Source organism: Klebsiella sp. CN_Kp097, assembly GCF_040064495.1.
GTDB classification, from domain to species: Bacteria; Pseudomonadota; Gammaproteobacteria; order Enterobacterales; family Enterobacteriaceae; genus Klebsiella; species Klebsiella aerogenes.
On sequence record NZ_JBEAIL010000003.1, the window covers coordinates 87,889 to 111,120 of the forward strand.

The 23,232-nt window shown below is 52.1% G+C and carries 23 protein-coding genes and 3 tRNA genes; 18 read left to right on the top strand and 8 right to left on the bottom strand.

Going from position 1 to position 23,232, the window contains the following annotated elements; all coding sequences use genetic code 11:
• Positions 1-13: 13 nt before the first annotated feature.
• On the bottom strand, positions 14-1,438 hold the full coding sequence (gene sbcB / locus ABLV07_RS04565; protein WP_348853586.1) for an exodeoxyribonuclease I: 1,425 nt from the start codon (positions 1,436-1,438) through the stop codon (positions 14-16).
• Between the two features lie 180 nt (positions 1,439-1,618).
• On the opposite strand from sbcB, the gene dacD reads away from it, so the two are divergent.
• The 7 genes from dacD to cobT all read left to right on the top strand — a co-directional run bounded on the left by dacD (position 1,619) and on the right by cobT (position 7,597).
• Complete coding sequence (dacD, locus tag ABLV07_RS04570) at positions 1,619-2,785, top strand: serine-type D-Ala-D-Ala carboxypeptidase DacD (RefSeq protein ID WP_032715591.1); 1,167 nt, start codon at positions 1,619-1,621, stop codon at positions 2,783-2,785.
• 151 nt (positions 2,786-2,936) lie between these two features.
• Positions 2,937-3,410 carry a DNA gyrase inhibitor SbmC gene (gene sbmC, locus ABLV07_RS04575; RefSeq protein ID WP_020078368.1) on the top strand — a complete coding sequence of 158 codons (474 nt, stop codon included), beginning with the start codon at positions 2,937-2,939 and terminating at the stop codon, positions 3,408-3,410.
• A 98-nt stretch (positions 3,411-3,508) separates the two neighbouring features.
• Positions 3,509-4,567: an FUSC family protein gene (locus ABLV07_RS04580; RefSeq protein WP_020078369.1), complete on the top strand. Its 1,059-nt coding sequence runs from the start codon at positions 3,509-3,511 to the stop codon at positions 4,565-4,567.
• Positions 4,568-4,735: 168 nt separating this feature from the next.
• A complete protein-coding gene (locus ABLV07_RS04585; RefSeq protein ID WP_015365834.1) occupies positions 4,736-5,059 on the top strand; it encodes a DUF496 family protein in 324 nt (107 codons plus the stop codon).
• Between the two features lie 172 nt (positions 5,060-5,231).
• Positions 5,232-5,774, top strand: coding sequence for a bifunctional adenosylcobinamide kinase/adenosylcobinamide-phosphate guanylyltransferase (gene cobU, locus ABLV07_RS04590; RefSeq protein ID WP_048231084.1), 543 nt, complete (start codon positions 5,232-5,234; stop codon positions 5,772-5,774).
• Positions 5,771-6,511, top strand: a complete 741-nt coding sequence (gene cobS, locus ABLV07_RS04595) for an adenosylcobinamide-GDP ribazoletransferase (protein ID WP_348853563.1) — start codon at positions 5,771-5,773, stop codon at positions 6,509-6,511. Before cobU ends, cobS begins: the two co-directional genes overlap by 4 nt.
• A 27-nt stretch (positions 6,512-6,538) precedes the next feature.
• Positions 6,539-7,597: a nicotinate-nucleotide--dimethylbenzimidazole phosphoribosyltransferase gene (cobT, locus tag ABLV07_RS04600; RefSeq protein ID WP_042895701.1), complete on the top strand. Its 1,059-nt coding sequence runs from the start codon at positions 6,539-6,541 to the stop codon at positions 7,595-7,597.
• A 38-nt stretch (positions 7,598-7,635) separates the two neighbouring features.
• On the opposite strand, the gene ABLV07_RS04605 is transcribed toward cobT, so the two are convergent.
• Positions 7,636-8,745, bottom strand: coding sequence for an adenosylhomocysteinase (locus ABLV07_RS04605; RefSeq protein ID WP_063402465.1), 1,110 nt, complete (start codon positions 8,743-8,745; stop codon positions 7,636-7,638).
• A gap of 199 nt (positions 8,746-8,944) precedes the next feature.
• Between ABLV07_RS04605 and ABLV07_RS04610 the strand changes: the two genes are divergently transcribed.
• Positions 8,945-9,682 carry an HPP family protein gene (locus ABLV07_RS04610; protein WP_063402464.1) on the top strand — a complete coding sequence of 246 codons (738 nt, stop codon included), beginning with the start codon at positions 8,945-8,947 and terminating at the stop codon, positions 9,680-9,682.
• A 5-nt stretch (positions 9,683-9,687) separates the two neighbouring features.
• Here the strand turns inward: ABLV07_RS04610 and ABLV07_RS04615 are convergent, their stop codons facing one another.
• Together ABLV07_RS04615 and shiA are read right to left on the bottom strand one after the other, a co-directional pair.
• Positions 9,688-10,428, bottom strand: coding sequence for a hypothetical protein (locus ABLV07_RS04615; RefSeq protein WP_063402463.1), 741 nt, complete (start codon positions 10,426-10,428; stop codon positions 9,688-9,690).
• Positions 10,429-10,441: 13 nt separating this feature from the next.
• Positions 10,442-11,761: a shikimate transporter gene (gene shiA, locus ABLV07_RS04620; protein ID WP_015365841.1), complete on the bottom strand. Its 1,320-nt coding sequence runs from the start codon at positions 11,759-11,761 to the stop codon at positions 10,442-10,444.
• Positions 11,762-12,048: 287 nt separating this feature from the next.
• Between shiA and ABLV07_RS04625 the strand changes: the two genes are divergently transcribed.
• The 4 genes from ABLV07_RS04625 (at position 12,049) to ABLV07_RS04640 (ending at position 15,367) form a co-directional block, all read left to right on the top strand.
• Positions 12,049-12,546: a molybdopterin-dependent oxidoreductase gene (locus tag ABLV07_RS04625; RefSeq protein ID WP_015365842.1), complete on the top strand. Its 498-nt coding sequence runs from the start codon at positions 12,049-12,051 to the stop codon at positions 12,544-12,546.
• A gap of 10 nt (positions 12,547-12,556) precedes the next feature.
• Positions 12,557-14,473 (top strand): EAL domain-containing protein, encoded by a 1,917-nt coding sequence (locus tag ABLV07_RS04630; RefSeq protein ID WP_045412988.1) that lies wholly within the window; start codon positions 12,557-12,559, stop codon positions 14,471-14,473.
• A gap of 213 nt (positions 14,474-14,686) precedes the next feature.
• Positions 14,687-15,019: a DUF1971 domain-containing protein gene (locus ABLV07_RS04635; RefSeq protein WP_015706013.1), complete on the top strand. Its 333-nt coding sequence runs from the start codon at positions 14,687-14,689 to the stop codon at positions 15,017-15,019.
• A 9-nt stretch (positions 15,020-15,028) separates the two neighbouring features.
• A complete protein-coding gene (locus ABLV07_RS04640) occupies positions 15,029-15,367 on the top strand; it encodes a DUF1869 domain-containing protein (RefSeq protein WP_015365845.1) in 339 nt (112 codons plus the stop codon).
• 48 nt (positions 15,368-15,415) lie between these two features.
• Here ABLV07_RS04640 and ABLV07_RS04645 read toward each other — a convergent pair whose 3' ends face one another.
• The gene (locus ABLV07_RS04645) at positions 15,416-16,306 is read right to left on the bottom strand and encodes a LysR substrate-binding domain-containing protein (RefSeq protein ID WP_047064426.1); all 891 of its coding nucleotides are present in this window, start codon (positions 16,304-16,306) and stop codon (positions 15,416-15,418) included.
• A gap of 131 nt (positions 16,307-16,437) precedes the next feature.
• On the opposite strand from ABLV07_RS04645, the gene ABLV07_RS04650 reads away from it, so the two are divergent.
• Positions 16,438-17,025 (top strand): hypothetical protein, encoded by a 588-nt coding sequence (locus ABLV07_RS04650; protein ID WP_059305104.1) that lies wholly within the window; start codon positions 16,438-16,440, stop codon positions 17,023-17,025.
• Between the two features lie 91 nt (positions 17,026-17,116).
• Here the strand turns inward: ABLV07_RS04650 and ABLV07_RS04655 are convergent.
• Positions 17,117-17,192 (bottom strand) — tRNA-Asn (locus ABLV07_RS04655).
• A gap of 201 nt (positions 17,193-17,393) precedes the next feature.
• Positions 17,394-17,469: transfer RNA gene (locus tag ABLV07_RS04660), tRNA-Asn, on the bottom strand.
• A 193-nt stretch (positions 17,470-17,662) separates the two neighbouring features.
• On the opposite strand from ABLV07_RS04660, the gene ABLV07_RS04665 reads away from it, so the two are divergent.
• Together ABLV07_RS04665 and ABLV07_RS04670 are read left to right on the top strand one after the other, a co-directional pair.
• Positions 17,663-19,102: an EmmdR/YeeO family multidrug/toxin efflux MATE transporter gene (locus ABLV07_RS04665; protein ID WP_015365870.1), complete on the top strand. Its 1,440-nt coding sequence runs from the start codon at positions 17,663-17,665 to the stop codon at positions 19,100-19,102.
• 123 nt (positions 19,103-19,225) lie between these two features.
• Positions 19,226-19,301 (top strand) — tRNA-Asn (locus tag ABLV07_RS04670).
• A 151-nt stretch (positions 19,302-19,452) separates the two neighbouring features.
• Here the strand turns inward: ABLV07_RS04670 and ABLV07_RS04675 are convergent.
• Entirely contained in the window at positions 19,453-20,943 is a 1,491-nt protein-coding gene (locus tag ABLV07_RS04675) for a PLP-dependent aminotransferase family protein (protein ID WP_227508670.1), read from the bottom strand.
• A gap of 68 nt (positions 20,944-21,011) precedes the next feature.
• On the opposite strand from ABLV07_RS04675, the gene ABLV07_RS04680 reads away from it, so the two are divergent.
• From ABLV07_RS04680 to ABLV07_RS04690, 3 genes are read left to right on the top strand one after another with little or no spacing between them, the layout of a single operon-like run.
• Entirely contained in the window at positions 21,012-22,160 is a 1,149-nt protein-coding gene (locus ABLV07_RS04680; protein WP_046883131.1) for a hypothetical protein, read from the top strand.
• Positions 22,132-22,410: a 2Fe-2S iron-sulfur cluster-binding protein gene (locus tag ABLV07_RS04685; RefSeq protein ID WP_026612260.1), complete on the top strand. Its 279-nt coding sequence runs from the start codon at positions 22,132-22,134 to the stop codon at positions 22,408-22,410. The genes ABLV07_RS04680 and ABLV07_RS04685 overlap by 29 nt, the downstream gene beginning before the upstream one ends.
• Positions 22,411-22,413: 3 nt before the next feature.
• Positions 22,414-23,148 (top strand): iron-containing redox enzyme family protein, encoded by a 735-nt coding sequence (locus ABLV07_RS04690; RefSeq protein ID WP_020078383.1) that lies wholly within the window; start codon positions 22,414-22,416, stop codon positions 23,146-23,148.
• Positions 23,149-23,232 lie beyond the last annotated feature (84 nt).

The window sequence follows — 23,232 nt, forward strand, 5'->3', positions numbered from 1 at the left end:
GGCCTGGCCCGGGTTAAACGATTTCCTGCGCATATTGCCACAGCGCTTTCAACAGGGCTTGTTTTTCACTATCGTCAGCATACTGTTGATACATCACCTGCAGTTCATCGGCATAGGCCTGCAAAAACTCTGGCGTAAAGACGTTACGGCGGTGCTCTAACCAGCGCTGCTGTTCGTTTTCATCAAGCGTACCGGGGAAGTTTCGCGCGCGGTAGTTAAACAGCAGGTGTTCAATGCGTTTATCCGCAAACGTAATATCCAGCGCAGGCAGGTTACGCGGTTCGGTTTCCAGCACTATCTTCATCGCCGCGCGATCGGCATCGCTAAAGAATCCGTTGTACAGTTGGGCGTCAACATTATCCGATGGCACGAACGGTTCGGCTTCGGCATACAGGGCCACCACTTTCTCACGTACCTGCGGATTTGCGCGCAGCAGTTGGGCGTTCTCCAGGCAGCGCTGAATATTGATACCTAAACGGTCGGCATCCTGCGGGCGCAACGTATTGGCCTGCGCCAGCACCGGGCATTTATTTAAATGCACCAGCTTAATCGGTGCTGCCGGTAAATCGCCGAGTTCGTCTCGCGGAGTATACAGGCGCTCGCGCAATGTATCGGCGTCGAGCTCCAACAACGGCGACATATCTCCCGCCAGGTCAACCATAATCACCGCATTGCGGTTATCCGGATGCCAGGCCAGCGGCGCGACCAGGCTAGTGTTGCCGCGGGCGGCGCCGAACATACCGGAAACGTGGACCAGTGGTTTCAACTGCGGCACGTCGATTAACGTCGCCAGCTTGCGTTTATTTCGATGACTGTACAGATAGTCAAACAGGCGCGGCTGATGGGTCTTCACCAGTTTCGCCATCGCAATAGTGGCGTACACATCGGCCATCGCATCGTGGGCATTGCTATGCTCTATGCCATTCGCGACGGTCAGATGCTCAAGGCGGAAGCTTGGCAGACCGTCTTCATTTTCAGGCCAGTTGATACCTTCCGGGCGCAGGGCATAGCAGGCGCGCATCACATCCAGCAGGTCCCAGCGCGAATTATCATGCTGCCAGCTCCAGGCGTACGGATCGTAAAAGTTGCGGTAAAAAATATTACGGCTGACTTCATCATCAAAGCGGACATTGTTGTAGCCGACGATACAGGTTTTCGGCACCGTGAACAGATCGTTGATGCGGCGGGCGAAAGCGGCCTCGTTGTCGCCTTTGGCCAGCGCTTCCTGTGGCGTAATTCCGGTAATCATCACGGCCTGTGGTTGCGGCAGGTAGTCGTCCGCAGGCTTGCAGTAGAAGACTTCCGGTTCGCCAATGACATTCAGATTGCTATCGGTACGGATGGCGGCGAACTGCGCCGGCCGGTCGAGCGAAGGGCTGGTACCGAAGGTTTCGTAGTCGTGGAATAAAAATCCAGGCTGATTGGCGCTGTCTTGCATAATCGATTCGTTATCCATGGTGTAAGGCATTCCGTATGGTAAACGATTTGTAGAGCCATCAGAAGGGTAACGGTCAGATGCATCTACTGTCATGTCATATTTTCTTGCAATTTAGCCCTGATCTCTCAGGCGAACTTCCGTAAAAAGGACGGCGAATCTGTAAATCTTGAGGATATGCCGTTGAAAGGCCGTTTTTTATTTGCTGTAACTTTGCTCGCTTCGAGCGTTTCCTGCGCATTTGCTGCCGCTGATTTGCCCGTCACCGTGACGCCGCCATCGATCCAGGCCGGTTCCTGGGTGCTGATGGACTACACTACCGGTCAAATCCTGACCGCCGGTAATGAACACCAACAGCGTAACCCCGCCAGCCTGACCAAACTGATGACCGGTTACGTTGTCGACCGCGCCATCGACAGCCATCGCATTACCTTTGATGATATGGTCACCGTCGGTAAGGATGCCTGGGCCAAGGGCAATCCGGTGTTTAACGGTTCTTCGCTGATGTTCCTTAAAGCGGGCGATCGGGTTAGCGTTCGCGATCTTAGCCGCGGGCTGATCGTCGATTCCGGTAATGACGCCTGCGTCGCGCTCGCTGACTATGTCGCCGGCGGCCAACCGCAATTTGTCGCGTTGATGAATAGCTACGTTGAAAAATTGCATTTGAAAGACACCCATTTTGAAACCGTCCACGGACTCGACGCGCCTGGCCAGCATAGCTCCGCCTATGATTTAGCGGTGTTGTCGCGGGCGATTATTCACGGCGAGCCGGATGTCTATCACATGTATAGCGAAAAAAGCCTGACGTGGAATGGTATCACCCAGCAGAACCGTAACGGTTTGCTGTGGGACAAAACCATGAATGTCGATGGCCTGAAAACCGGCCATACCTCAGGAGCGGGCTTCAATCTTATTGCCTCGGCGGTCGATGGCCAGCGCCGTTTGATTGCCGTGGTGATGGGGGCCGATAGTCCAAAAGGGCGAGAAGAGCAGGCGGCTAAGCTGCTGCACTGGGGTCAACAGAACTTTGACACCGTTCAGGTGCTGCAAAAAGGTAAGCAGGTTGGCGTCGAACATATCTGGTATGGCGACAAAGAGCAGATCAAGCTCGGCACCGATCAGGACTTCTGGCTCGCGATCCCGAAATCAGAAGTTCCACGTATCAAAGCAAAATATGTGCTTGATACCAAGGATCTGGAAGCGCCGATTGCCGCTAACCAACGCGTGGGCGAAATCTCTCTTTACGATGGCGACAAAGTGGTCGGGCATTGGCCGCTGGTGACCCTGGAAAGCGTCGGCAGGGGTGGGATGTTTTCCCGCCTGAGCGATTATCTGCATCACGGCATTTAATCTTGTTACCCTCTGCCCCGCCGCACTCTGCGGCGGGCTGTATTCATTTCGCACTTGTGGCGACTCTGTGAATCCGCGCACATACTGTTGTTCATCCGGCTGCTAAATTTGGTGTATATTTATACAGTATTTTATCAACACTGGAGGCGCTATGAACTACAGCATTCAATCTCTCGATGCCCGCAAGATTGCCGGGTTTCATATGGTTGGCCCCTGGGAGCAGACCGTAAAGCAGGGGTTTGAACAACTGGCGGCGTGGGTCAGTCACCACCAGGTGCCTGCGCAGGAGTGGGTCGCGGTATATTATGATAATCCGCAGCAGGTACCGGCGGAAAAACTGCGTTGTGACACCGTTGTTACCGTGGCGGATGATTACGTCATCCCGCCGAATAGTGAAGGGGTCATCCTCACCGCAATTGCCGGTGGCGATTACGCCTGCGCCAGCGCGCGGGTCATTAACCATGATTTCTCCACGCCGTGGCTGCAGTTCTTTGACAGCCTGCTGCAGAGCAGCGAGTTCGAAATCGCGGATAAGCCCTGTTTTGAAATTTATCTTAACGATGGCAACCAGGATGGTCACTGGGATATTGAGATGTATGTGGCGGTGAACCGTATCGGCTCGTAAGTCGTTATCCCTTATCTTGACAAGGTTTTTTACATTAGCGCAGTGCGCTCGTGAAAAAAGCGGCTACAATTGGCCTTTTCTGTTTGCCGGAGCAGGCCGTGCGCGCTGATAAATCACTTAAGCCATTTGAGATCCGTCTGTATCGTCATTACCGAATTGTGCACGGTATCCGCATCGCGCTGGCTTTTGTCCTGACCTTCCTGCTGGTGCGTCTGCTGAACGTGCCGGAGGGCACCTGGCCTCTGATCACCCTGGTGGTGGTGATGGGGCCTATCTCTTTCTGGGGCAATGTGGTGCCGCGGGCCTTCGAACGTATTGGCGGCACTATCCTCGGTTCGGTACTGGGGCTGGTGGCGCTCAAACTCGAGCTTATCTCACTGCCAATCATGGTGCTGTGGTGCGCGGTGGCGATGTTCCTTTGCGGCTGGCTGGCGCTCGGCAAGCGGCCCTATCAGGCGCTGCTGATTGGCATTACGCTGGCGGTGGTGGTGGGCGCGCCGCCGGGCGATATGAACACCGCGCTGTGGCGAAGCGGCGATGTTATCTTCGGTTCACTGTTGGCGATGCTGTTTACCGGTATCTGGCCGCAGCGGGCGTTTTTGCACTGGCGCATCCAGATGGCGAATTACGTCACAACGTTTAATCGGCTGTATCAGGCCGGTTTTTCGCCAAATCTGGTTGAGCGCCCGCGGCTGGAAAAACATCTTCAGAAAGCGCTCAATGATGTGGTGAAAATGCGTGGGTTGATAACCCCGGCCAGCAAAGAAACGCATATTCAGAAAGCAATCTTCGAAGCCATTCAGACCGTCAGCCGTAATCTGGTATGCATGCTGGAACTGCAGATCAACGCTTATTGGGCCTCTCGTCAGGGCCATTTTGTGATGCTTAACGCCCAGACGTTGCGTGAAACCCAACAGATGACTCAGCAAACGTTGCTGACTATCGCCCATGCCCTGTATGAGGGAAACCCGCAGCCGGTACGCGCCAACACCGAGAAGCTCAACGAGATCGTGGTTGAGTTGCGACAGCTTATCAAAGAGCATCAGGGCGATAATCTGTCGGAAACGCCGATTCACGGCTATGTTTGGCTGACCATTGAGCTGGCGCGCCAGCTTGAGCTGCTGTCGCACCTTATTTGCCGCGCGCTGCGCAAATAAAAGACAGATACGTGCGCGAAGTGAACAGGTTGCTTCGATTCAGCAGCATTTAGGGTTATGATAAATGCAAAGGAAAAAACATTGTCATCAGCGACTGCTAGCAGTTATGTTAGCCCTATAGGGCAGTCGCTTTAGCGAATCCGAATCTCAAATATTAGGGGTGTAAAAATGGAAACAACTAAGCCTTCTTTCCAGGACGTTCTGGAGTTTGTTCGTCTGTTCCGTCGTAAGAACAAGCTGCAGCGTGAAATTCAGGACGTTGAGAAAAAGATCCGTGATAACCAGAAGCGTGTCCTGCTGCTGGACAACCTCAGCGACTACATCAAGCCGGGTATGAGCGTTGAAGCCATTCAGGGTATCATCGCCAGCATGAAAACCGATTATGAAGACCGCGTTGACGATTACATCATCAAGAACGCCGAGCTGTCGAAAGAACGTCGCGACATCTCTAAAAAACTCAAAGTGATGGGTGAAGCCAAAGTCGGCGAATAAACCACTCATTAGTTCCGGCGGCAGTGCTTGCCGCCGGGCTCCTCCTCTTCCTGCCGTTAAACCTCCGTATAAGCATCGCCCTTTAAGCCGACAGTTTGTTATACTGCCGCCGTGAACTTATTGATACCGGAAGGGTTTATCACATGCTGTCCCAGCTACAGGTACCGCCGCGATGATACTGATTACCGGCGGCGCGCGTAGCGGCAAAAGCCGTCACGCCGAATCTTTACTCCAATCCTTCGCGTCGGTGCTTTATATCGCCACTTCAGCCGCTATTGACGATGAAATGGCCGCACGCATTCAACATCACCGCAATAGCCGCCCGCCGCACTGGCGTACTGCAGAGCGCAGCCGTGACCTGACGCCACTCATTACCCCCGATAATGCACCCGATGAAGCCATTTTGCTTGAGTGCGTCACTACACTGGTCACCAATATTCTGTTCGCTGAAGGTGGGGAAACGGATCCTGATGAATGGGATTACGCTGCGATGGAAAAGGCAGTCACGCAAGAAATCACTCAGCTGATTGCTGCCTGCCGCGCCTGCCCATCGCCGGTGCTGTTGGTTACCAATGAGGTGGGGCTGGGAATCGTGCCGGACAACCGGCTGGCGCGGCATTTTCGTGATATTGCCGGGCGCGTGAATCAGATGCTGGCCGCGGCTGCCGATGAGGTGTGGCTGGTTGTTTCAGGGATAGGAGTCAAAATAAAATGATTAAATCGTTCTTTGCCACGCTTTCCTTTATGAGCCGCTTGCCGGTTCCGGCCCGCTGGTCGCAGGGGCTGGAAATCGATCAATATGAGCGCGGGATTGTTACTTTTCCTCTGGTGGGATTTCTACTCGGCGCGATTGCCGGGCTGGTGATGCTGGCGCTTCATGCCTGGTGTGGCCTGCCGTTGGCCGCGCTGTTTGCCGTACTGGCGCTGGCGCTGCTGACCGGCGGTTTTCATCTTGATGGCCTGGCGGATACCTGCGATGGGATCTTTTCCGCCCGCCGCCGCGAGCGGATGCTGGAGATCATGCGCGATAGTCGGCTCGGGACGCACGGCGGGCTGGCGCTGATCTTTGTGCTGGTGGCGAAGGTATTCGTCATTAGCGAACTGGCGCTGCGCGGTACCTCGATGCTGGCGGCGTTGGCTGCTGCCTGCGCTGTGGCTCGTGGGATGTCGGTGCTGCTAATGTACCGCCAGCGTTATGCCCGGGAGCAGGGGCTTGGTAACGTATTTATTGGCAAGGTGACTTTCCGTCAGACCGTCATTACCCTGGCGCTATCCTTGGCGCTGGCAACGCTGCTGCTGGGCGTGCATGGCCTGCTGGCTGCGGTTATAACGCTGCTGGTGGTATCGGCGCTTGGCCAGACGCTGAAGCGCACGCTGGGTGGGCAGACCGGCGATACGCTTGGGGCGGCCATTGAATTGGGCGAAGTTATCTTTTTACTGGCGTTGCTATAGAGCACACACCGCGCTGACAGGAAGCATATGAATACAATAACTGAATGGTTAGCGGCCATCCCGCGACCGGACGAAAGCGCGATGTCGCGGGCTCGTGAGCATATTGACGGCTTGTTGAAACCTCCCGGCAGCCTGGGGCGTCTGGAATCGCTGGCGATTCAGTTAGCCGGTATGCCGGGGCTACAGGGCGGGCTACATTTTGCACGCAAAACTATTGTGGTCATGTGCGCCGACCACGGCGTCTGGCATGAAGGTGTTACCGTCTCGCCACAGGCGGTGACCGCGATTCAGGCGGTCAATATGACCCGTAAGAATACCGGTGTTTGCGTGCTGGCAGCGCAGGCGGGGGCGGATGTTCAGGTAGTTGACATCGGTATTGACGCCGAACCGATCCCTGGGCTGGTAAATATGAAAGTGGCGCGCGGTAGCGGCAATATTGCCTGTACCGCGGCGATGAGCCGGGAGCAGGCTGAAACGCTGCTGCTGGCGAGCATGCGCTACACCCGTCAGCTTGCGGAGCAGGGCGTGCGTCTGTTCGGCGTGGGCGAATTAGGAATGGCTAACACGACCCCCGCTGCGGCAGTAGTCAGCGTGCTGACCGATCATGATGCCGGCGATGTTGTGGGCATCGGCGCGAACCTGCCGGTATCGCAGCTGGCGCACAAGGTGGAAGTGGTACGCCGGGCGATAGCGGTCAACCTGCCTTCATCCGAAGATGGCCTCGACGTGCTGGCAAAAGTGGGCGGTTTTGACTTGCTCGGGATGGCCGGGGTCATGCTGGGCGCCGCTTCCTGCGGATTGCCGGTGATACTCGATGGCTTTTTATCGTACGCTTCGGCACTGGCGGCCTGCCGGATCGCGCCACAGTTGCATCCGTACCTGATTCCGTCGCATCTGTCGGCGGAGAAGGGGGCAAGTATTGCGCTGGAGCACCTGCAGTTGCAACCTTATCTGGAGATGGGCATGCGCTTAGGCGAGGGCAGCGGCGCGGCGTTAGCCATGCATCTGGTCGAGGCGGCAGGGGCTATGTTCAACAATATGGGGACGCTGGCTGAGAGCAATATCGTGTTGCCGGAAACCCGTTAAGTGGCTTCGGGGCGCCGACCGGCCCCCCGAAATAGTGCTTACAGCGCCTGCTGCCACACGCTTTGCGGCAGCAGATAAACATCCGCTTTAGCCTGCATGCCGTCGGTAACAATATGACGAATGCCGCTGGCCATCACCGCAAGGGTGACATCAAACGCATTCAGGCTATCGCCAAAACCGGCGGTAAGGTTGAGCATTGAGCCATCGGCCATTAGATAGATTGTTTTCCCCGGCATCCGATAAGCGTTGATATAGGGCATAACCTCTTCATGCGGGAACTGGCGCAGGTGTTCGCAGTCAATCTCTTCCGCCACGTGGCCGACGTTGAGAATAAATACGCCATCTTTAGCACTGTCCAGCGCCAGGCTGTTGACCACTTTTTTGCCGCCGGTGGCGGTAGCGACGACGTCGGCTGATGCGATGGCATCCTGTAAATCCACGACATGCCAGCCGTCATAAGCGGCCTGTAAACGGCGCGCGGGATCGATTTCCGCCACCATAACCTGGCCGCCGAAGGCTTTTGCCGCGGCGGCGACGCCTTGCCCGACCAGGCCGTAGCCGATCACCAGCACTTTTTTCTCATGTAGGGTCAGGTGAGTAGTCTGGAAGAATGTGTGCCAGGCCGTCAGGCCAACCATATGGCGGTTATGTAGCCCTTCTTTGACCGGCAGATCATCCCAGTTAAAAATAGGGTAGCCGGGGCGAATATCACCGAGGCGATTGACGCCGGAGCCGGTGGCTTCAAGGCCGGCGACGACATTGCCGAACTCGCCGCGCTGGTGGAGCAGAGTGGTAATATCCGCACCCATTTCACAAAGGTGAGTTGGCCTCCAGGCGATGGCTTTTTCCCATGATTGTTGCCAGTCGGCGTCACTCATATTGCGCCAGGCGCAGGCTTCCGCGCCGCGCTCCACCAGCCAGGAGACAACCTCATCCTGCACGGTGGTTGGATTACAGGTGGTCAGAAAGACTTTCGCCCCTTTCTCAAGGAGCCCCTGCACCAGCGGGATCATTTTCATATCGAGATGCATACAGCAGGCCAGGCGCACTTCGCTGAGGTCGGGAAGGGCCGCCACCTGACGCAGGGTACGCGGCATATTCTGGCAGGCCCATGCCACTTCTTTCGTTAAATTTGTCTTATTATTCACCGTATTGTGACCTTTAATCCGTAGAGTGGGTTTAACCCCGGTGGGAAAGATGATTCTAACGCAGGGTGTAAAAATCACATAACCCACACTGCCCGGTAAAGTTGCAAATAATAGGCATCATAAATACATGGTTGTTAATGAATGGTTAAATAAAGACAATGAAACATCATTTATTCCTATGATGTGAGCGATTCGTTCGATGTTACGCGTTTTACAGCGCCCGCTATTTTCTCGCGCGCGTATTTTTCTCGGCCGTTTAAAACCTCATGCCTTACCCGTTGCTAAAAAGCATATTGTGCTGGGATCGATCGGCGCCGGAACGGGCCTTGCGGTGACCAGTATGTTCAGCCACTGGCTGTTGGGTGAGGTAAATCTGTGGTTTATTGCACCGATGGGGGCCTCGGCGGTATTGCTATTTGGCGTGCCCAGCAGCCCGCTTGCTCAGCCCTGGTCTATCGTTGGCGGCAACGTGCTTTCGGCGCTGATCGGCGTCACCGTCGGACTACTGGTGCCGGATACGGCAATCGCCTGCGGCCTGGCGGCGGCGCTGGCGATCGCCGGGATGTACTTTTTACGTTGTCTGCATCCACCTGGCGGCGCGGTGGCGCTCACGGCCATACTTGGCGGAGCCGGCGTACACAGTGAAGGCTATCAGTTTGTGCTGACCCCGGTATTACTGAACTCCATGATGCTGGCGCTGCTGGCGATCGTCTTCAACAATCTGGTCGGGCGTCGCTACCCGCATCCGTTGGCGGCGGAAGAGGTGAAGCCGAGTGTAGTGCCGATGGGGATTGCAGTCACTCGCGAAGATATTCACGCCGCGCTGATGGAAGGGCAGTTCCTTGATATCGGCGAGGACGATGTGCAGGAACTGCTGGAGAATATCGAACAGCAGGCTCGGCTGCGTCTCGCCGCCGGTCAAAAAGCGCGCCAGTGATGCTATTAAGACACCCGTTGCAATGCCTTAGCTAGCGCCAGCCTGAATCGCTCGATGAGGTCGGGTTCACCGGCCGATAATTCGGCGAGCGTAATCGTTTTGTCCGCGCGGTAGACCTTACCGCTGCCGAGCAGCGCCTCGATATCATTGGCCGCCTGATGCGCGGCCTGCAGATCGGCATCCAGTAATATCACGGCGTGAGCCAGGACGATGTGACCCTGGCTTTCGGCTACGGGCCGCCAGTATTGAGCGGTACCGGCAATCTTGCGCGCGTTTTCTCCCTCACCGCAGGCCAGATTATAGCGGCCGTCGCAAAAAGAACCGCTAACAGCCTGAAAATGGCTTTCGACGCCAAGAGTCGAAAGCGTCCGTTGCAATATTCCACATAACAACAGATAGATGGGTTCGGCGGCTTCGCCTAATGGCTGGATTACCGGCCAGGCAAGACTCAGGTTGAGGATCCCGGGCCCCTGCGGCACCAGCCCGCCTCCGGATCGACGCATCCAGACCGGCCAGCCGCGGGCGGCAAAGGCGTCGCTGACGGCGGCCAGATTGGCGAATTTCCGGTAACTGCCAGGAACCACGAACCCTTGCGGCGCCTGCCAGAGCTGAGCGACGGCTTCGCCGCGGCGCGCGCGCTCGAACAGAGGTTGTTCGGCGAGCGTGGGATCATCGCAGCGGACAATCGGTAATCCGCCGATATTGAAGCGGATGGGCAAACAGCCTGCGTTATGTGGTTCGCGCATAAAGCCTCCCTTTTTATGCCGGATGGCGGGTTTTCATCAACATCGCCGTAACGGCGGAGAGCAGGCAGCCGACCGTCAGATAAATCGCCACGCTATGCCATGACCCGCCAGAGAAGGTGACCAGCGCGGCGGCGATAAATGGCGTAAAACCGCCGCCGACCACGCTGGCCACCTGGTAGCCGACGCCTGCGCCGCTGTAGCGATAGCTGGCGCCAAACATTTCGGTAAACATCGGCTGCTGTACGCAGACCACCATATCATGGGCGATGTTGGCCAGCATCAGGGCAAAAAACAGGATCCAGAACAGCGAGTGCTGCTCCAGCGCCATAAAGAAGGGGAAGCCGCTTAATGTTCCGATCAGCGCCCCGGTAATATAGATACGACGGCGGCCAAACCTATCCGCCAGCCACGCAAAGCAGGGAATGGTAATACAGCTAATACCGCCCACCAGCAACCCAATATTGAGGAACAGTTCACGCGGCAGGCCGAGGTTTTGTGTCGAGTAGTTGAGGGCGAAGGCGGTCACGATGTACATCGTTAACAGTTCACACAGGCGCAGGGCGATGATCAATAAGAAGGCGCCGGGATGGCGCGCCAACGCTTCCAGTACCGGCAGGCGTTTTTTCTTCGCGGCAGGCGTTTTCTGCAGCTGCTGTTCAAATTCTGCCGACTCGCTCATGCCGTTGCGGATCCACAATGCCCCCAGTACCAGCACTACGCTAAACAGGAACGGTAGGCGCCAGCCCCAGCTAAGGAACTGCTCATCGGTGGTGAAACTGCTGATAAGCGATACCAGCCCAGTAGAGAGTAACAGACCGACGCCATAACCCACCTGCACGCCGCTGCTATAGAACGCCTTTTTGTTTTTTGGCGCGCTTTCAACCGACAGCAGCGCCGCGCCGCCCCATTCGCCGCCGACGGCAAAGCCCTGCACTGCGCGTAAAATAACCAATAAAACCGGCGCCCACCAGCCAATCTGGTTAAAGGAAGGCAGTAGGCCGATGCAGGCGGTGGCGATCCCCATCATCCACACGGTCATCATCAGCATGCGCTTACGGCCTAAACGGTCGCCGAAATGGCCGAAGATAATGCCGCCGAGCGGGCGGAAGAGGAAGCCGACGCCGAAGGTCGCGAAGGCTGCGAGCGTGCCCATCGCCGGGCCAATTTGTGGGAAAAATTCGCGGTTGAACACCAGTGCGGCGGTAATGCCGTACAACAGAAAATCGTACCAGTCGACGACGGCGCCAGCAAAGCTTCCCCATGCCGCACGACGAGCGCGATGAAGAGAAGCAACCCCCTTGCCGGAGTCGGGAGAAATAAGCGTTGAGTCCATGCCTGTCCTGTTTGTTGTTAACTTGTTATTATTTGAATGAGACGCTTTCTTATCTTCGCGCCGTTAAGGAGATTACCGCGCATAAGCGCAGCTGAAAAGTTTTTTACCAGCATGAAAGACAATAAAGTAAAAAATGTCTAAATCGAACATTTAATTTCCACCACTGGTGTGGGTTAACTGTTGACCATAACTGCTATTTTATTTTTGTGGCCCTACTGGGACAGCTTTTAAGAATTCACGTAAATGGTTTACAATTACTATCTCCAACGCTGGATATGGTGGGTGATATGCGTCTAATTTTTGCAGTTTTATTTTATGTTTTGGTTTTACCCAATGCTTTCGCAGAAAAACTGCCTGCGCCAACAGGCAAACCCGTTTTAACCATTTCAGGAAAGATTACCAATACAAACGAAGGTGATACCGCCGTATTTGACATTGCCGCGCTAGAAAAATTGGGCAATGAGACAGTGATCACCACTACTCCGTGGTATTCAGGGAAAGTGCGCTTTGATGGTATTTCACTTAGCAAACTTATGGACTTAGTGGGCGCGCAAGGTAAGACGGCGAAGGTGATGGCCCTTAACGATTATACTACTGAGGTACCAGTGGAGGATTTTCATAAATTCCCGGTGATCCTGGCGCTGAAGATGAATGGTGAATATATGCGCATTCGTGATAAAGGGCCGCTTTTTATTGTTTATCCCTACGATAGTAGCGCGGAGTTACAGAACCAAATCTATTATTCCCGCTCGGCATGGCAGGTTTCAAAGATTATAATTGAGTAAGGCTCTGATCTTGAATCGAATACTCACTGCCATTATTTTGTCGCTTTTTATCGTCACCGGATACATTACCTATCTGGTGCATGAGCGGCAGAGTGAGCTGCAAAAATTAACCCGTTATACCGACTCGTGGTCTGTGTCTCAGATGGTCTCCGAATACATGCGTCTCGAGGCTCGTTTAAGCGCCCTGGCGCTGAACGTGAAGGGGACCGACCGCGATGAGGTACGCCTGCGCCTGGAAATAATGATGAGCCAGATCGAGCTGCTGCAACAGGGCGATCTTGGTCAGTTCATCAGAAAAAGCGAGCAGCGGCAGGCAACGGTGACCAGTCTGATTCAGATCCTCGATCAACTCGATCGGCAACTGGACACCATGACGCCTGAGCAGATGGTGATTCTGCTGCATACCATGAGTAAGTTAGATGGTCCGATGACCTCACTGGCCTCCATGACCCTGGCGCAGGACTTTGATGTCGTCAATCTTACGCACGATAAGATTCAGCATCTCTATTACATCTATTCGGTGATTTCAATCTTGCTGATTACGATGTGTATCACTCTTGGGCTATTGATGCTTCGGCAAAATAACAACTTGCGCCGCGCTCATGTGCGTATGAAATTGCTCGCGAATGATTTGCAGCTGTCGAAAGAGAAACTGCAGGTACAGAACCGCCGGTTGCAATATGATGCTTATCACGATTCGTTAACAGGCATGCCTAATCGCCTTTCTTTCTGGCAGAGGCTACAGGAAGTAGTCAATCATGTGAAACCTTATAATGGTTGCGCAGTGGTTATGTTGTTCGACCTGGATAATTTTAAAGATGTTAACGATACCCTGGGGCATGATGCTGGTGACAAACTGCTGCAGGAGCTCGCCAGCCGCCTGTCGTTCTTCCGTAAAACATCAGAGACGCTGTACCGGCTTGGCGGCGACGAATTTGCCCTGGTATCGCAAGATCTGAGCGAAGAAATGGCACTGGAGCGGGCGAATGTGATCCGCGAGAAAATCAGCCAGCCGTACCAGATCTACGATTCATTAATTAACATCGGGGCTTGCATTGGCATCGTAATCTCCGATGCTGAAAGTCGCACCGATTACTTATACAAATGTGCCGATCTGGCGTTGTATGAAGCGAAAAAATCCGGTGCGGGAAATGTGGAGATTTTCCGTCCCGGCATGTTGCAACGTTTACAGGACAACAAATCCTTTGAGGACGATCTGCTGCATGCATTGGAAAACGACCAGTTCAAGGTTTACTACCAACCGATCGCCGACACGGTGTCGCGTGAAATTTATGGTTACGAAGCGCTGGTTCGCTGGTTTCATCCGCTGCGGGGCATGGTACCGCCCACGGAATTTATCCCGGTGGCGGAGAAAACCGGCCTGATTAATCAACTCGGCGAGTGGGTACTGAAAACCGCCTGCGAGGAAGCGGCCCGCTGGGAGCAACCGCTGAAGGTTTCGGTTAACGTCTCACCGATTCAACTTATCAATACCTCACTCACAGACACGGTGGTTGCGGTGCTAAAGAAGACGGGCCTCGACCCGCGGCGCCTTGATCTTGAGATTACGGAATCTGATGTATTTAACGAAAATACGCGCTCGCTGGAGATCCTCAGCCAGTTACGCGAGCAGGGGATTCAGATTTCGATTGACGATTTTGGCACCGGGTATTCGTCATTGTCACGGTTGAGTTATTTCCCCTTTGATAAGATCAAAATTGATCGCTCGTTTGTGGTCAATATACCTATGCAAAAAGATGACCTCGATATTGTGCGCCTGATCATCAGTATGGGTAAAAGCTTACATATGCGTATTGTCGCCGAAGGTGTTGAAACCGAGGAACAATTAACCTCGCTGCAACAATTAGGTTGCGATCTTGTTCAGGGCTATTTAATTGGCAAGCCAGGGCAGTTAAATAACAACTGAAACAAGATAATCCTCAGTCTTTAAACTGGCGCCGGTGAACTATCACTGGCGCTTTTTTATATTTTAAATAACGATAATCCTTAATGGGTATAAATAGTGGTAGGTAAAATAGATTCGAAAAAATAATATCCTTAGCAATTGAAAGGGGTATATGATATGCAATATATCGTTCCATTCGCGCGCTATTTCACGGCGCGGAAAGAGAGGCAAATCATGCAGCGAATCATTATACCTACCCATTATGTTCAGACCCGTTCCACCCCCATGTGGACCAAAGAGACCGCGCCCGCGTCCATCTGGAAGCGCCATCTTGATGCCGGTACGCGACAGGGCGTCTACCCGCGTTTGTCGGTGATGCAGGGCGCAATACGCTATTATGGTTATGCCGATGAAACGAGCCCAGACCCTGTTGAAACGATGACTATTGAAGCGGGGCAGTTTGGTGTCTTTCCTCCGGAAAAATGGCACTGCATTGAGGCATTAACTGACGATACCGTATTTAATGTCGATTTTTACGTCGACCCTAAAATTCTGATTGAGGGATAAGTTGAGTCTATGAACAGTGAAAATAAAGGTTACTCATTAGCGATAGTCAATAACAACAATAATGAAAAACGAGAGAAAATTTATCTCAAGCCGATGGCGCTTTATGTCCCTGATATCGCGGTTCAGGCAGTAGCGGAATTGCTTCAGGATCTTTCAACCGATAACGCGCAGGGAAAAGGGTTCAGCCTGATGGTGACGAACAATAATAACGGTGTATCGGTAGATAAAGATTTTGCTGCAATCGAGGCGCTTCAGGATCCACTGCATGCCGCTGATGCGGTGAAAGAGCTCATCAATATTGTGCGCGGTTATGAATCTGACGAAGAGACTAACGTCTGCGGTTGGTAAAAATTCAGTCAGGCAGATATCGTCCGATATCTGCCTCTTTCTCTGGTTTCAACTCATCGCTATCTGCTGCAGTAGCCAGTCCCGCAAGGCGCTGATATCGGCGCGCTGGGCTAGCTCTTGTGTCGCCACCAGATAATAGTTTGCTCCCGGTAAGAACATTTCAAATGGTGCCGTTAATACCCCGCGTTGCAACAGATCGCGCGCCAGCAGTTCGCTGGCAATCACCACGCCTTGTCCCGCCACCGCCGCCTGTAGCGCATGCGTCTCGTCGCTGAAGGTTAACCCTGCGTCGATATTCAGCTGCGGTGGTCCGTAGCGGCGTTGCCAGTTCTCCCAGCCCGGCGAATCTGCCGGAACGTGACGATGTTCAACGTGGAACAGGGTCGCGTGACGCAAATCCTCCAGCCGTGTAATACCTAGCGCGGGGCTGGCGACGACGATAAATCGGTCTTCATGTAGCAAGGTACAGTGCAGTCCGCGCTCCGGCGTCTCACGATAGCGAATCGCGACATCCACGCTGCGCTGGTTGAGATCCACCCGTTCGACGCTGGTATGTAGCCGTAGGTCAATGGCGGGGAATTCCGCTTTAAATGCTGCCAGTCGCGGTACCAGCCAGTGAGTCAGAAAGTTGGAAGTCGTGGTGACGGTGAGCGACGGCGGCTGGTGTGAGCGAACAATTTGCGCGGTAGCCTCTTCCAGCGCGCTAAAGGCGCGCTGGGTTCCGACATAGAGAATTTCGCCGCTTTCGGTAAGGCTGACGCCAAGGGCATTGCGTTCACAGACCCGACACTCCAGCACGGATTCCAGCAGCTTGATTTGATGACTTACTGCGGTAGCGCTCACCCCGAGCATATCGGCGGCGCGTTTAAAACTGCGGCAGCGGGCAACGGCATGAAAGGCGCGTAGCGCGCCCAGCGGGGGGAGGCGGTTTTTTCTCATGGCTGAGTTTTTCTCATCTATGGCTGAAATCTATGCGTTTGTCTGGGTAATTATACAGGTGCTAGTCTACTGAAATGTGAAATAAGCGGTGAATTTAATTCATCATCGTTTGAGAATGTCAGGAGTGAAAAATGAGTATTTTCCTGCACCCGCGTGCTGCGGTAGCGACATCCGGTGCTGAACTGCCTGCGCAAGCTATCGCGCTAAGCAGCTTATTCGCGGCAGGCGCGCTGTTATTGAGCATTTCCGCCATTATCGGCGCTATCGCCAGTTTGGCGTTGCTATTGGCGCTGGCGGGAGCTTTTGCTGTTGGCTATGCAATCGCGCGTTGGCAGCCGTGGCCAGCGCATTATTGCGTGACAATATCGTGTTATGCCTTTGTGCTGTCCGCTATAGGTTGGTTACTGGTTCTGGTGATATGGAATAGCGAACATGGTTGGCTGGAGCTCATTCCGGGAATCGTCTTTGGTGGATTAGGGCTGGGCATTGTCTGGCAAACCCATGCGGCAGAAAGAGGTTTGTCGAGGATGATGGCGAACATCCCGACGATAGCGAGTATCGTTATTATTACCCTGGCTATTCTGCTAACCAGTCACTATGCCGATTCAGGAAAGGGAGGCTTTGTCTATGCTCTGGCGGTGCTGGTGGATCTGGCGTTGCTGGGTGCGGTGCTGGTGAAAATCAGGCTACAGGATGAGCACAGCATCAAATACGAATGATCGAACACGTAGATAATTTCTGAATAGAGATAGATTGAAAGTATTGCGATAAGAAAGCAAAAGCCTGCTCGTAAGCAGGCTTTTCTGAATCTGGCTCCTCTGACTGGACTCGAACCAGTGACATACGGATTAACAGTCCGCCGTTCTACCGACTGAACTACAGAGGAATCGTGTGAACGGGGCGCATGTTAGCGAGTGTGTTACGGGATGTCAAAGGAGAATACGTCTTTTGCGATCGTTCGCTGGTAAATTCAGCAGTAGCGGTGATTTTATTACTGTTTAAACGAAAATTTGAGCGAATTCAGAGGGATGAAAAGCTAAAGTTGTGGAAATAAAAAAGCCTGCTCGTAAGCAGGCTTTTTTGAATCTGGCTCCTCTGACTGGACTCGAACCAGTGACATACGGATTAACAGTCCGCCGTTCTACCGACTGAACTACAGAGGAATCGTGTGGAGTGGTATCTTAGCGGCGAAAAAATTTTTGTCAAACATCAATTCAACTGCAGCGTCACGCCTGCCGCATCTATCAACAATTTGTCGTATTTGCCGACAATTTACCAGGAAAAATACTTTGCAGGATTAGCATTTCTCAATCATCATTTGAAATGTTGTTTCAACTCTTCTCACTAAGGTCTCCCTTGAACGTCACTTCAGCAGTACGCCAGGCCGTAGCGCGCACGTCCTGGTTTAAAAAGCGCAAGAGCTATCGTGTGCTCTACTGGCGTGAAATCAGTCCCCTTGCCGTACCGATCCTGCTGGAAAACGCCTGCGTATTATTGATGGGCGTGCTGAGTACTTTCCTTGTAAGCTGGCTCGGTAAAGAAGCAATGGCCGGGGTGGGGTTAGCCGACAGCTTTAATATGGTCATCATGTCGTTCTTTGCCGCGATTGATCTTGGCACCACCGTGGTAGTGGCCTTCAGCCTCGGCAAGCGCGACAGAAAACGGGCGAGGGCGGCTGCGCGGCAATCGCTGGCGATCATGACCTTGTTTTCAATCGTGCTGGCGGCGGTTATTCACGCCTTTGGTCAGCAGATTATCGATATCGTTGCCGGCGACGCCACGGTTCAGGTTAAAGCGCTGGCCCTAACCTATCTCGAACTGACCGTGCTGAGCTATCCGGCGGCGGCCATTGCCTTAATTGGTAGCGGCGCGCTTCGCGGCGCGGGGACCACCAAAATACCGCTGTTGATTAACGGCGGGATGAATATTCTCAATATTATTATCAGCAGTATCCTGATTTACGGCATCTTCTCCTGGCCGGGGCTCGGCTTTGTCGGCGCTGGACTGGGGCTGACTATTGCCCGCTATATTGGCGCGTTGGCAACCATTTGGGTATTGATGACAGGTTTTAACCCGGCGCTGCGTATTTCGCTGAAGAGTTACTTTAAGCCGTTTAACTTTGCCATTATCTGGGAGGTGATGGGTATTGGTATCCCGGCGAGCATCGAATCGGTACTGTTTAACGGCGGCAAGCTGCTGACGCAGATGTTTGTTGCCGGTATGGGGACCAACGTCATCGCCGGGAACTTTATTGCCTTCTCGGTGGCTTCGTTAATTAACCTGCCGGGTAACGCGCTGGGATCGGCTTCTACCATTATTACCGGTAAACGGCTGGGGAAAGGGCAGGTTGGTCAGGCGGAACGTCAGGCCTGGTTCGTGTTCTGGCTGTCGACTATTATTCTGACGCTTATTGCCTGGGGCACCGCGCCGTTCGCTGGCCTGATCGCTTCGTTCTACACCAGCGAAGAAGACGTAAAAGTGGTGGTTAAAGAGTTATTGTGGCTCAATGCCCTGTTTATGCCAATTTGGTCGCTCTCCTGGACCTTGCCCTGCGCCTTTAAAGGCGCGCGCGACGTGCGTTACACCATGTGGGTGTCGATGCTGGGCATGTGGGGCTGCCGGGTGGTAGCTGGCTATACGCTGGGGATCATGCTGGGCATGGGCGTCATCGGCGTCTGGCTGGGTATGGTGCTCGACTGGGCGGTGCGTGGCCTGTTGTTCTATCGCCGGATGATCACCGGGCGTTGGTTGTGGAAGTACCCGCGATTAAAGGCTCGGCTGGAAGAAAAGTCATGAATATACTGGAAAAGTGTTACTTTTTAGGCGAAGTGAAGAATAAATCGGCAAACGATCGCCATTATAAAAAACATCTTTGACATGGCTGAGCGTGGTCGCTAATATTCGCCCCGTTCACACGATTCCTCTGTAGTTCAGTCGGTAGAACGGCGGACTGTTAATCCGTATGTCACTGGTTCGAGTCCAGTCAGAGGAGCCAAATTCAGGACTTCATGAAGTCACGCTTCGTGAAGTTATCAAAAAGCCTGATGATGCTAATGTATCATCAGGCTTTTTTGTTTTACTGGTCAGATGGGGTCAGCCTAAGGTATTGAGACAAACCACATAGTCAGGTTTGTCTCAGCAGGGGATTAGGGTTTTAGTAACCGGGTAACCAGCGCGGCAACTTTATCATTGTGGCTATGGGCGATATTAAAGCGCATATAGCGTAGCCCTTCTGCTTTTTGACAAAACAGCGTACCTGGCGCCAGAGCCAGACCCTGCACTAATGCTCTTTCAGCCAGCGTTTCACTATCGATATGTTCAGGCAATTCAGCCCATAAAAACAACCCGTAAGAATGGACGACCGGGAAACGACAACCTGCTTCCTGAAGCCAGCTTTTTACCCGCGAGGAGACGTCACTCAAATTACCAATAAGCCGGCGCTGATGGCGATTATAGCTACCGTCACGGAAGAATTGATGTAATGTCTGCTCGGTAAATTCACAGGTGACGCCGCCAGTCTGCTGTTTTAGCTGTACTAATTTTTCAGCCAGCAATGGGTTCGTTGCAATATAGGCAACCCGCATATTGGCGCTCAGCAATTTTGAGAAGCCGGATATATAACTGGCATTAGTGAGCCCGGCAAGCGCCGACATTGGCTTGGTTGCCGGTTCCATCAGGTCATGATACAGGTCATCTTCAATGAGATGACAATCGTAGCGGTTTAATACGGTGATTAAAGCAAACATCTCTTCCAGACTATAACTTTGCCCGGTGGGGTTGTGCATTAGTCCGGAGGTGAGATAAGCCCTGGGCCGGGACTCTTTTAATAAGGTTTCAAGCTCATCAATATCAACCCCTGTATGACCGCGAGGGATAAAGACAACATTGGCCTGATGCTGACTCAGACTGGCGCGAAAATTGAAATAGCAAGGGTCGTCAATCAGCACGGTATCGCCAGGTTTGATCAGAATACGGAACAGCATGTCGATGGCATTCATGGTGCTATTCGCCATAATAATCTGCTCAACCGGTACGCTAATTCCCGCCTCATTCATTTTCATCTGCAGTGTTTTTCTCAATGGCAGGTATCCTCGTGGATTACCGTACTCAGAGAATTTTAGCTGCGGTTTGCGGATAATCTGGCGTAGCGCTTTACGGAAAAATTCAGTATCCAGCCACTCTTCAGGCAAAAAACCGCATCCGGGACGAAGAATATCGCTACTTTTTGCAAAAGCGTGTTTCAGTCTTGAATGCAGATCGGGGCTGACTAACGAAAGAGGCTTGTCGGCGTCAATCTCAGTCGTTTGCCGTGCATGGCTGACAAAATATCCTCTTCCCTGAATAGAGGTGATCAGTCCTCTGGCACGCAAACGTTCCAGTGCTTCCACAACGGTAAATTTACTGGTTTCAACCTGGTCGCAGAATTCCCTCAGGGAAGGTAAACGACTGCCCGGTAATAATTGGCCGCCGATGATTGCCGCGCTGATAAAATCAACAATCTGGGTGACTTTGGCAGTGCCATTCACCAGTTGTAGTTGGGATAAGCTAAAAATGGGGCTACCTCTGATACTTGCCTTGACTCTTCGAACTGTACCGGAGATTTTACCTGTAAGGAAAGCGAATATTTCGCTAAACATTCTATGAACAGTACTACACTAACGCGATATATCTTTAGCCCATCAATTGTGGTTCTGAAGATGAGTGTATGACAGCGGCAAAAAATAAATTTTATTTATTATTTATCAAAAGGTTGGGAGCGTCTTCCGCCCAGCTATTGTTACTACGGATGGTCTCTGCAATTGCCCTGTTTTCCCTGCTCGGGCAGGCCAATGTTTGGTTAGACACGACCAGTAATGCCTTACTGGCTTTTGGTTATCGGTTTCTGTTGATATTGACCCCATTGACGCTAGGTCTGTTTGGTCAACGTGCATTAATAGTTACTCTGTCGGTGTCGCTGCTGGGAATAGTATTATTAGCACTAAATGTTGCAACGGGCGTCAATTGGCTGGCGGTGGTCCTCTTTAGCTATGGTGTAGCCGTGCTGGGTTATATCGTGAAGAATGATGCGGCCAGAACCCCGGCAGGAGCGGCTAATAATAAAATTATGCTTAATCTCGGCAGTCTGTGTGCCGGGTTATTATTACTCTATCCGCACTGGAGTCCATTATTATTTTATATTGTAATTGCTGCTTTATTGCTCGTTTGTTTACCAACCGCACGCCATTTTAGTTTATCAAGTGACCTGACGGCGCAGACGCTACTGACGAAGAACTTTGCCAAATCAGGAAAGTTGAAATGGGTATTAGCAGGGATTGTTACTGGGGTTAAATTATTTGCGGTATTCTCTATCCTGCCGCAGGAAATACTGGTTCATCGACAGACTCTACCAGCCTGGTATGGCATGATGATCATCTTTAACAGCGCAATTGTTGCATTAATACAGATACCATTAATGGCGCTTATTAATCGCAGTGGCGATAAAGCAATGCTGATGTCGATAGTGATTATACTTCTTGGCTTGATCGTTTTGGCAGTACCTGGCATTTTCCATGTTTATACTTTTTGGGGAGCAGCGGTATGGCTAACAATACTATCAATTGCTGAATGTGCATTGAGTTATATTGATTATTGTGCAGCGCAAGAAAATTCTCTGTTAATAAAAGAGTTGTCCGTCAGTCTTGGCGCAGGATTAACGGTTCTGGTTATGCGTTATTTTCCGGTGGCGATTAACACAGAAGTGCTTTCTTTAATTTCTATTGTCGCGTTATTACTTTGGCTGTGGAAATATAAGTACTCATCAAATAAATTCTATAAGGAAAATATAGATGCCGTCAGTGATGTTTGTGAAAAGTGAAACTGAATTCACTTTCAGGGATGTGGTGAGCCTTTTAGAATGCAGGGAGAACATGAGGTTTGGTTGTAAAACTGGAAACTGTGGGTTGTGTCGAGTCAAGGTATTATCAGGGATGGAGAATATCACGGGCAAGACTTTAAAAGAGAAACGTTTATTCAAATTGCTTGGTATAGAAGATCAAACGGTGCGGCTGGCGTGCCAGTGCAAAATTAGCGGTGATGTCACTTTAATTGAAAATTATCTGGAGTAATGTATGAAAAATCGTATTAAAGACACGTCTATTGTACGTAATGAACCTTTTCTGAATGCAGAAAAAAGCGCGCAGGTAAAACGTGAAATCGACGACTTTCTTGATACCAAAATCATCGAGTGGGAAAATACGGTTCCTTCGGCAAAACATCTTGAAGGCAAAGAAATTAACAAAGCGTACTATCAGCAGACGTTGATTGAACATGCATGGCGTATTCGCCTGATGCGAAGCGCGCAGGCTAATGCGTTACATAAAATCACCCAGTTTAATGCTGAAGCCGCACAGCTCTACGCCGCTTATCAGGATGAAGAGATGCTTCATGACACCTTGTTCATTCAGGATGCTGAGAGCCAGGGTATTAGTAAAGAGACTATCTATAGCACTGAACCTAGCTTCTATACACGTCTTCTAAGTGGATTCCTGTACTTTGTCGCCGAGCACGAAAAACCACTGGGCGTGGTTTGCTATAGCTACCTTGTCGAATACACTACTCAAAAACTGACGCCCAAACAGATTAAGGCACTCGGTGAATCTCTGGGTAAAGATAAGATTATCGGCCAGGCCGCACATTTGAATACTGACCTTGTTGAGGATCATACCCAGGATATGTGGAATATTTTGAGTCTGCTGGTGGAGTCTGATGACGATATTCAGGATCTTAAACGCTATTTCTCTGAAATTCAGGAGTTGTTGAAGTTATTCTTTGTTGAATTACATAATAAAACAATCAACGCATAAAAACTAATAAAAATAGTCACAATGCAATTAAGGTTGCAGGGATTACTGCAACCTGATTATTAAACGACAGAGTTGGTGGGGCAG

What these genes read in the sequence shown, in the direction of transcription:
- sbcB (WP_348853586.1), bottom strand. Translation starts at nt 1,438, where the DNA reads ATGCAAGACAGCGCCAATCAGCCTGGATTTTTATTCCACGACTACGAA.
- sbmC (WP_020078368.1), top strand. Translation starts at nt 2,937, where the DNA reads ATGAACTACAGCATTCAATCTCTCGATGCCCGCAAGATTGCCGGGTTT.
- ABLV07_RS04585 (WP_015365834.1), top strand. Translation starts at nt 4,736, where the DNA reads ATGGAAACAACTAAGCCTTCTTTCCAGGACGTTCTGGAGTTTGTTCGT.
- cobU (WP_048231084.1), top strand. Translation starts at nt 5,232, where the DNA reads ATGATACTGATTACCGGCGGCGCGCGTAGCGGCAAAAGCCGTCACGCC.
- cobS (WP_348853563.1), top strand. Translation starts at nt 5,771, where the DNA reads ATGATTAAATCGTTCTTTGCCACGCTTTCCTTTATGAGCCGCTTGCCG.
- cobT (WP_042895701.1), top strand. Translation starts at nt 6,539, where the DNA reads ATGAATACAATAACTGAATGGTTAGCGGCCATCCCGCGACCGGACGAA.
- ABLV07_RS04610 (WP_063402464.1), top strand. Translation starts at nt 8,945, where the DNA reads ATGTTACGCGTTTTACAGCGCCCGCTATTTTCTCGCGCGCGTATTTTT.
- ABLV07_RS04615 (WP_063402463.1), bottom strand. Translation starts at nt 10,428, where the DNA reads ATGCGCGAACCACATAACGCAGGCTGTTTGCCCATCCGCTTCAATATC.
- shiA (WP_015365841.1), bottom strand. Translation starts at nt 11,761, where the DNA reads ATGGACTCAACGCTTATTTCTCCCGACTCCGGCAAGGGGGTTGCTTCT.
- ABLV07_RS04625 (WP_015365842.1), top strand. Translation starts at nt 12,049, where the DNA reads ATGCGTCTAATTTTTGCAGTTTTATTTTATGTTTTGGTTTTACCCAAT.
- ABLV07_RS04635 (WP_015706013.1), top strand. Translation starts at nt 14,687, where the DNA reads ATGCAGCGAATCATTATACCTACCCATTATGTTCAGACCCGTTCCACC.
- ABLV07_RS04640 (WP_015365845.1), top strand. Translation starts at nt 15,029, where the DNA reads ATGAACAGTGAAAATAAAGGTTACTCATTAGCGATAGTCAATAACAAC.
- ABLV07_RS04645 (WP_047064426.1), bottom strand. Translation starts at nt 16,306, where the DNA reads ATGAGAAAAAACCGCCTCCCCCCGCTGGGCGCGCTACGCGCCTTTCAT.
- ABLV07_RS04650 (WP_059305104.1), top strand. Translation starts at nt 16,438, where the DNA reads ATGAGTATTTTCCTGCACCCGCGTGCTGCGGTAGCGACATCCGGTGCT.
- ABLV07_RS04675 (WP_227508670.1), bottom strand. Translation starts at nt 20,943, where the DNA reads ATGTTTAGCGAAATATTCGCTTTCCTTACAGGTAAAATCTCCGGTACA.
- ABLV07_RS04680 (WP_046883131.1), top strand. Translation starts at nt 21,012, where the DNA reads ATGACAGCGGCAAAAAATAAATTTTATTTATTATTTATCAAAAGGTTG.
- ABLV07_RS04685 (WP_026612260.1), top strand. Translation starts at nt 22,132, where the DNA reads ATGCCGTCAGTGATGTTTGTGAAAAGTGAAACTGAATTCACTTTCAGG.
- ABLV07_RS04690 (WP_020078383.1), top strand. Translation starts at nt 22,414, where the DNA reads ATGAAAAATCGTATTAAAGACACGTCTATTGTACGTAATGAACCTTTT.